The sequence below is a fragment of the Pseudomonadota bacterium genome (assembly GCA_016927275.1).
Lineage (GTDB): Bacteria > UBA10199 > UBA10199 > 2-02-FULL-44-16 > JAAZCA01 > JAFGMW01.
The window spans coordinates 1-6023 of sequence record JAFGMW010000082.1 but is presented as its reverse complement, the minus strand read 5'-3'; the positions used below and the strand labels follow the sequence as shown (position 1 = coordinate 6023).

5 protein-coding genes, 2 tRNA genes and 1 other RNA gene are annotated in these 6023 nt (G+C 64.2%); 6 read left to right on the top strand and 2 right to left on the bottom strand.

Annotated features, from left to right (window positions below; translation table 11 throughout):
* The first annotated feature begins 226 nt into the window (after positions 1-226).
* Positions 227-1294 (top strand): hypothetical protein, encoded by a 1068-nt coding sequence (locus JXA24_05565; protein ID MBN1283223.1) that lies wholly within the window; start codon positions 227-229, stop codon positions 1292-1294.
* Positions 1295-1303: 9 nt separating this feature from the next.
* Here the strand turns inward: JXA24_05565 and JXA24_05560 are convergent, their stop codons facing one another.
* Positions 1304-2275, bottom strand: coding sequence for a ParB N-terminal domain-containing protein (locus JXA24_05560; protein MBN1283222.1), 972 nt, complete (start codon positions 2273-2275; stop codon positions 1304-1306).
* 112 nt (positions 2276-2387) lie between these two features.
* Between JXA24_05560 and JXA24_05555 the strand changes: the two genes are divergently transcribed.
* Entirely contained in the window at positions 2388-2897 is a 510-nt protein-coding gene (locus tag JXA24_05555) for a nucleoside deaminase (protein ID MBN1283221.1), read from the top strand.
* Here the strand turns inward: JXA24_05555 and JXA24_05550 are convergent.
* Positions 2862-4781, bottom strand: a complete 1920-nt coding sequence (locus tag JXA24_05550; GenBank protein MBN1283220.1) for a hypothetical protein — start codon at positions 4779-4781, stop codon at positions 2862-2864. The two genes, JXA24_05555 and JXA24_05550, sit on opposite strands and share 36 nt — an antisense overlap.
* Before the next feature lie 199 nt (positions 4782-4980).
* Here JXA24_05550 and JXA24_05545 point away from each other — a divergent pair.
* From JXA24_05545 to ffs, 4 genes are all read left to right on the top strand, one after another.
* Positions 4981-5069: transfer RNA gene (locus JXA24_05545), tRNA-Ser, on the top strand.
* Between the two features lie 56 nt (positions 5070-5125).
* Positions 5126-5210: transfer RNA gene (locus JXA24_05540), tRNA-Ser, on the top strand.
* A gap of 34 nt (positions 5211-5244) precedes the next feature.
* Positions 5245-5652 (top strand): peptide chain release factor-like protein, encoded by a 408-nt coding sequence (locus JXA24_05535; GenBank protein ID MBN1283219.1) that lies wholly within the window; start codon positions 5245-5247, stop codon positions 5650-5652.
* A 149-nt stretch (positions 5653-5801) separates the two neighbouring features.
* Positions 5802-5900: signal recognition particle sRNA small type (gene ffs / locus JXA24_05530), an RNA gene on the top strand.
* The last annotated feature ends 123 nt before the right edge of the window (positions 5901-6023 follow it).

Sequence of the window (6023 nt, the reverse complement as noted above, 5' to 3'; positions counted from 1 at the left end):
GGCCGACGAAAGCCCCCGATGACCTTCAGACAGTCTGGTTCATCTAATGATGAAATGCCGGGGCGTGGGAACTGCGCCCCGGCCGAGGCAGCGCCTGAGCCGAGGAGGGGTAGCGAGGAGAGCGAGCCGATCCGCTCCGTCTGACGTCTCACGCCAGCGACGAAGGAAGGGCCCGGAAGCCCTGCGGCTGTCCGCGTTGACACTTTGACACTTTAAAGCTAATTTCATGTTCATGAAAAAGACATTGTGCTTCGCGGCCTTTGCGGCCGCCATCCTCGTCTCGGCCTCTGCCCACGCATTCACCACGGGCGGGTTCACGAACCCCTACGGCGTGGCGGTGGACGCGCGCACGAACTTCATCTTCGTCTCCAACGTGAACGGCTCGCTCGACGCAAAGGACGACAACGGCTTCATCTCCAGGCTCAAGGGCGACGGCTCGCTCGACAACCTGCGCTTCATCGACGGCGCCTCCAGGAGCGTGGAGCTCCACGCGCCCAAGGGCATGGCGGTTGTGGGGACGACCCTCTACGTGTGCGACATCGACAAGCTGCGCGCGTACGACACGACGTTCGGCAACCACCTCTTCGACGTGAACTTCGGCAACCTCCCGGTCCAGCACTTCTACGACGTGAAGGCGGGGCCGGACAACTCGATCTATGTCGCCGACGGGCCGGGCAACCGCATCTACCGCATCGACCTCTCGCGCCAGCACGAGGTCACGACGCTGGTCTTTGGCGAGTCGCTGGGCCGGCCGCACGCGGTGGTCTGGTATTCGGCCAAGCAGGTCTTCGCGGTCGCGGGCTGGAGCTCGGGGCAGGTCACCGCGTACAACCGCCAGGGAAAGCAGCGCCCCCTGCCCGCGGTCTTTCTGCGAACTCTCGAGGGAATGGACGCGGACGAGAAGGGCAACCTCTACGTCGCCAGCACCGGCCTCTCGGGGGTCTACAGGATAGACATCGGCTTCGCGCTCAACAGCTTCAACACCGGGATCGACTCGCCCGCCGGCGTCGCCTTCGACAAGGCGGGCGGACAGATCATAGCCGCTTCTTTCAACGGAGGCACGGTGGAGTCGATGCCGGTCGTTGCCGAGGCGATCGTCCGGCCGGCTCAGGACACCTTCATCCCGGCGCCTGCGCCCTCCGTCCCGGCAGCCCCCCCTGTTCCGGTCCCGGCCCCGCCCGAGCAGCCCGCACCTCCGGCACCTTCACCCGAAGCCCCGCCCGAGCAGCCCGCACCTCAGCCGCAGGCAGAGACACCTCCGCAAGAGGGCGTTCCGAGCAAACCTGCACAGTGAAGTGAAATTCTAGGCCTTGTACCAGTCGAAGATCTGGTGCCAATGCTGCCTCTGGAAGGCCTCCTGGATCTTGTTGGCCAGCTGCTCGATCTCCTCGGGGGTCGAGAAGTGGCACTCGAGCTTGATCCTCTCGTCCTCGAAGTAGGGGTCGTGGACGACCTTGGCGGAATCGGGGAGGTCGAGGTTCTGGATGAGGCTCGCGATCTGGTTCTGCCTCTCGGCCAGCTGCGGGATCTTTATCCCGCGCAGCGCCTGCCTGAGATGCCGCACCTTGTCGGCGGCGGAGCTGGCCCTGTCGGCCACCACCTGCATGAACTGGTAGCGCTGCAGGATCTCCTCGACGGTGAGCCCGTCGCGCGCCGCGATCTCGCGTATGAGGGTGAGCAGCTCGTTGAGCTTGCTCGCCGAAGGCCGGATCTGCGTGAGCACGGGCAGGAGCTCCTGCTGCGTTGACGAGCTGAACTCGGCGATGCGGCTTGCCGACGAGAGCGCGAGGTCGCTCGAGACCGCGTAGCCCTTGAGCGGCTCGGTGAGCTCGTTCAGCGACATGAGCTGGTGCAGGGTCCTGTAGCTCGGGTCCAGGCCGAAGAGCGGGAGGAAGCGCTTGACCATCTCCGCCTCGGAGACCTGGCAGAACTGGTTGAGCTTCGTGAGCGAGATGCTCTTCTCTATGAGGTTGAGCTCCCTTGTCGCCGCGTTGTCGTGCAGGCTCCACATGAACGCCTGCGTGGGAGAGAGGTCGGCCGGCTCGTGCACGAGCGCAGGCAGCGTCTGCCGGGCGAGCTCCTGCATCACCAGCACGCGCTTGTACCCGGTTACGATCTGGTACGTGTGGTCCGGGGTGTGCCTCACGTTGATCGGCTGGATCACCCCGACCGCCTTGATGGAGCGCGTGAGCGCCTCGAGCTCGGGCGCGAAGGTGATCCTGTAGCTTGAATCTGCGAGGTTTATCTCTGAAACTGGAAGATATTGGAGTAGCATGGCGGCGCATATTGGGGAAACGTCCGGAAGATTGCAACTCCTTTTTGCAAAAAAATCGCCCCAGGGCACTTCGCAATTGCATTGGCGCGGCATGACGAAGTATGAATCGGGCATGCCCCAACCCGCAAACACGGACGAGCGCTGGATGCGCGAGGCGCTGACGGAGGCGCGCAAAGCTGCGGACAGAGGCGAGGTGCCGATAGGCGCGGTGGCGGTCCGCAGCGGGAAGATCGTCGGCCGCGCGCACAACGTCCGCGAGCAGACGCAGAATCCCCTCGGCCACGCCGAGATCCTGCTCGTGGGAAAGCTGGCGAAGAAGTTCAAGAGCTGGCGGCTCGACGGCGTCACCCTCTACGTGACATGCGAGCCGTGCCTCATGTGCGCAGGCGCCATGCTCCAGGCGCGGGTCCCGCGGGTCGTCTACGGCTGCAGGGACGAGAAGGCGGGCGCGATGGGCACGCTCTACGACCTGTCGAACGATCCCCGCCTCAACCACTCCATCGAGGTCACGGCTGGCGTGCTCGAATCGGAGTGCGCGGCCGCGCTCTCCGATTTTTTCAGGGTGCTCAGGAATTCCAGGGGCCGGTCAGATCGCCCTGACGAGAAAACCTGTAAAGAGTGACAAAGACTGCGCGGCGCACGGCGCCGCGACCGGGGCATTGAGAGGCGCGGCGAAGACCCCCGCGGAGATATCGGAGGCCGAAGCCGGGCCGCGGGGCGGCCCGATGCGCCTCTTCCTCGTCAGCGGGCGCGGCGTGCCGGGCCTGCCCCTCACGATCGGGCCGGGGCCTTCCCCCTCGCCCCATCCGTCGTCGCCCCCGCCCCTCTCAGGCACCGTGATGCCGATGTGGTTGACCGAGACACCGCTTTCGAAGAACGAGCTGGGCGGGAGCGATGGGTCGGCCCCGTCGAGGTCCTCCACGCTCACCTCGAAACCTGACCTCCTGAGGAAACCGAAATCGAAGTTTCTGGAGTTGAATTTGTATATGTCGACTCTCCCGCCCGGCTTCACGGCGAGAATGGCCGACAGCATCATGCCCACCCAGCCGAGAGGCGGGGGGGCGACCATGAGCGCGCCCTCGAACAGCGGCCGTTTGAAGCTGTAGGGCACGAGCCGCTCCGCCCTGCCTGCGAGCGCCAGGAAATTCCGCGGCACGAAGCCGATCCTCGAGATCGCCTCCTCCGCGATCGGGGGGCAGTTCGGGTCGATGGACAAGACCGTGACGTCCGCGAGCCTCGCCGCGAGGGCGAGCCCAGCCGGGTTCGAGCCCCCGCCGAGCTCCAGGTGCATGGGGCGGGGCTCGCCCGAATCGTGCTGTTCGAAGAGCCACTCCCCGATCCTGCCGGCGGCGATGTCGTCCCTCTCCGCCTCGGCCTCGCCATCCGGCGCAGCGGTCCCGTCCCGCACCCGCTGCGGGCGGCCGACGAGCACCCTCCTGATGAACGGCCCTATCTCCTCCGCGTACGCCTGAGAGGAGTCCCCCATCCTGTGCCTGAAGGCGGCGTCGAGCAGCGCAGCATCGACGAGCAGGGGATTGGCTCCGGTCCGATCGATGCTCCGGAGGGCTTCCTTCGGAACCATAGCCGCCATTGCATGGAAGGCCAGGTCGCTAAGCTCCTCGAACGACATCCGCCCCCCGAAGTCCGGCTTCTCGGAAGCAATCGCCCCGATCTTTCCGGTAAAGAGGCCGATCCGCAGGATCTCCGAAAGGCGAAGCGACAACTCCGCAGCCGCTTCGAAGAGCCCTTTGTCCCCCGCGGCCGCGCAGGGCTCCTCGTCAAGCGGATTCAGCGCAAGCTCGGCAGCGATGCGCGAGCGAAGCTCGTTGAGCCTCGCCTTTGCGCGTTCCGAGGCCAAGTCGATCGCGAACATCGTGTTTCTGAAGAGCTCGGGCGCCCTGCCGGCCAGCGCTCTCCTGTCCATGTCCATGATCGCTGCCGCGCGGCCCACCGAGCTGTCGATCTCGAAGAGCCGCTGCCTGTCCCCGGCGATACCGCCCCTCGACTCGCTCTCCATCTCCTCAAGCTCCGATGCGAAGCGGTCCATCATATCCTTCAGACCGGGGCTCACGACAGTCCTGCACAGCCCCTCGATTTCGCACCTGAGCTCCTCGGCGCTGCCCCGGACCGCTCGGTAGCGCCTGACGAGTTCGAACTCCGAAGGGACCGGCGGGATCGCACCGTCGAGTTTGCGCCTGAACTCGTGGGAGAGCAGAATCCTCGGGTCCTGGCTGAAGATCCGAAACTGAGACGCGAAGGGCTGGGAGCGCACGTCGAGGTCTTTCGAGCCGACGAGGGCGGCGCCGTAGGCCTGCCAGAAATCCCACCATAACGGGGCGCCCTGATCAGAGTGGAAGATATCCGGGTCGTCGATCGCCCCGCGCAGCTTATCCTCATCGACCGCGAAGTCGTGGCCTCCCGCGCGGGCAGCCTCGATCACACGATGGCACCAGTCCCGCACCGCGGGGTCCGCAAAGGTAACCAGAAGCTCTCCGCTGAAGTCCATGCGCAAACCTCAAGCGACAGACGCCGCCGGGCAGACCGCCAGGGAGCGTGCAGCCGCATCCCTACTTATCGTCCTGTCGCCCGATTTGTTGCCTGAAAATTTAACTACATTTTTCATGGAGTTAACGCGGGCATTTGATATTGATAACTATCACCGCCTGTGTTTAATAGGCGGGCCCAAAAACGAGCGGCCGTTGAGCGGAGAGGTGCCGGAGTGGTCGATCGGGGCGGTCTCGAAAACCGTTGACCTTCGAAAGGAGGTCCGTGGGTTCGAATCCCACCCTCTCCGCTGAGCGTTTACTTGAAATTCGCTCGAGTATATCGATTGAAAACCGATTTTTGAGCGGAGGGATGCAGGAGCGGTTTATCTGGCACGCCTGGAGAGCGTGTGTACCGCAAGGTACCGTGGGTTCGAATCCCACTCCCTCCGCTGAAAAATCATCCAATTGAAGACAGGCCCAACCATGCCGGTCTCCCTGAAAAAGACCTCGCTCGTCGCCCGAAGGCTCAAGGAGCTCGGCATACACGAGCGCGACCTCTTCGAGCAGTTCATCCGCTCATCCGGAAAGGGCGGCCAGCACGTCAACAAGACCTCCACATGCGTCCTGCTGAGGCACATCCCGACCGGCGTAGAGGTCCGCTGCCAGTCGGAGCGGAGCCAGGCCATAAACCGCCATCTGGCCCGCGCGAGGCTGGCCGACAAGATCGAGCGCATGCAGCTTGGCCGCGCGAGCAGGGAGGAGCAGCGGCGCTGGAAGCTGAAAAAGCAGAAGCGGAGGCGCTCCCGCCGCGCCAAGGAGAAGGTCCTGGAACACAAGCGGAAGCAGTCCGAGAAAAAAGAGCTCAGAAAGCCCCCCTCACGTGAAGAATAGAGGGGAAAATAACTTGCCTTTTGCCGCCCCATGCAGCTAGAAATGCAGCCCTGTCGCAACGATGAGCTCGATCGGACCGCCCTTCTGCAGCCGTCAGCGGCGGTCCTCGAGTCACGAGTTACGAGTCACGAGTCACGGTTTTTGGGGGCGGCCGGGTCCCATGCGATCGGGCGGCGGCGAACCCCGCCAGGCCCGGAAGGGAGCAACGGTACCCGTTCGCCGATGCGCCGTGGAAAAACCTGGCCGCCCTTGTTTATAAATCCGTGACTGGTGACTCGTGACTGGCGTGATAACCAGGATGACCCGTTCATTACCGCCAGTCACCAGTCACTAGTCACTAGTTACGGATCATATGAGCTACCAGGTACTCG

Bases quoted from the DNA above. Each gene is read 5' to 3' on its own strand.
- JXA24_05560 (MBN1283222.1), bottom strand. From the start codon at position 2,275: ATGCTACTCCAATATCTTCCAGTTTCAGAGATAAACCTCGCAGATTCA.
- JXA24_05555 (MBN1283221.1), top strand. From the start codon at position 2,388: ATGCCCCAACCCGCAAACACGGACGAGCGCTGGATGCGCGAGGCGCTG.
- JXA24_05535 (MBN1283219.1), top strand. From the start codon at position 5,245: ATGCCGGTCTCCCTGAAAAAGACCTCGCTCGTCGCCCGAAGGCTCAAG.
- JXA24_05565 (MBN1283223.1), top strand. From the start codon at position 227: ATGTTCATGAAAAAGACATTGTGCTTCGCGGCCTTTGCGGCCGCCATC.
- JXA24_05550 (MBN1283220.1), bottom strand. From the start codon at position 4,781: ATGGACTTCAGCGGAGAGCTTCTGGTTACCTTTGCGGACCCCGCGGTG.